The organism is Microvirga arvi (assembly GCF_016892765.1).
GTDB classification, from domain to species: Bacteria; Pseudomonadota; Alphaproteobacteria; order Rhizobiales; family Beijerinckiaceae; genus Microvirga; species Microvirga arvi.
Genome location: NZ_JAFEMD010000177.1, coordinates 1 through 1,360, shown reverse-complemented (window position 1 = coordinate 1,360; position 1,360 = coordinate 1). Strand labels below are relative to the sequence as shown.

Below are 1,360 nucleotides of genomic sequence, written 5' to 3'. Positions count from 1 at the left end.
TACTACAGCCGGGCCTTGTGCGTTGTCTTAGACACGGAGGTGTCGCGCCATGACGCACCTAAGCCAGGCCCACCACTGGGCCCATCAACTGGATGATCTCGTCGCCCGAATTGCTCCCCGGTTCAGCCGCGTCGAGCCGCGCCGACGCGCCCGGGCTTACCTGCAGGGTCTACTCTCGCCGCTGGAGCGCAAGAACGGCTGGCACCTGGCGGAAGCGGCCGGCGATGCCAGCCCTGATGGCGTGCAGGATTTCCTTGCCCGCATGCATTGGGATGCCGACGCGGTGCGCGATGATCTGCGCGCCTATGTGGTCGAGCACCTGGGCGATCCTGACGCCGTGCTGGTGCTCGACGAGACCGGCTTCTTGAAGAAGGGTGACAAGTCGGCCGGCGTCAAACGCCAGTACTCTGGCACCGCAGGCCGCATCGAGAACTGCCAGATCGGGGTGTTTCTCGCTTATGCCAGCCGGCACGGACATGCCCTGATCGACCGGGCGCTGTACCTGCCCGAGACCTGGGCTTTTGACGCCGCACGCCGTGCGGAAGCGGGCGTGCCGGAGAAGGTCGGCTTCACCACCAAGCCGAAGCTCGGACATGCGATGTTGGAACGCGCCTTTGCCGCGGGCGTGCCATGCACCTGGGTGGTGGGCGACTGTGTGTATGGCGCCGATTCCCGGACGCGGCGCCTGATCGAAGCGCATGGACGCGGCTATGTGCTGGCGGTCACCTCGGCCCAGCGGCTCGGGTTCAAGCCCGTCGAGGATTGGCTCGAGGACGTGCCGGCCAGAGGTTGGCGGCGGCTCAGCGCCGGCGATGGCGCCAAGGGTCCACGGCTGTACGATTGGGCCTATCTGCCGTATCGCACGCCGCCGGTGCCGGGCTGGGAAACCGGGCTGCTGATCCGGCGCAAGAAGGGCCGCCCGCATCAGTTCACGTTCTATCTCACCCGATCCCCGGAGGAGACGTCGCTGGCCGAGTTGGTGCGGATTGCGGGGATGCGTTGGCGGATCGAGAGCTGCTTTGAGGAAGCCAAGGGTGAGACCGGCTTGGACGAGTACGAGGTGCGCGCGTGGACGGGCTGGCACCGGCACATCACGTTGTCCATGCTGGCGCATGCCTATCTCACCGTCGTGCGCCGGCACGCCATCGGGGGGAGAGGCCCCCGTCGGGCAGGCCGCGGGGCTGCTGCCGCTCACCGTGCCGGAAGTGCGCCGCCTGCTCTGGCATCTGCTGTGGGAGCGGCCGCCTTCGGTTGAGGCCGTCGAGCATTGGTCCGTCTGGCGTCGACGACACCAGCAGCGTGCCCGCGAGTGTCACTGGCGCAAGCGCACCCGACGCCGACGTAAACCACGGCTGTAGTA

General features: G+C 67.4%; 1 pseudogene. It reads left to right on the top strand.

What is annotated here, in order from left to right:
- Positions 1–49 precede the first annotated feature (49 nt).
- Positions 50–1,345: pseudogene (locus ILT44_RS30375) on the top strand (IS701 family transposase).
- Positions 1,346–1,360 lie beyond the last annotated feature (15 nt).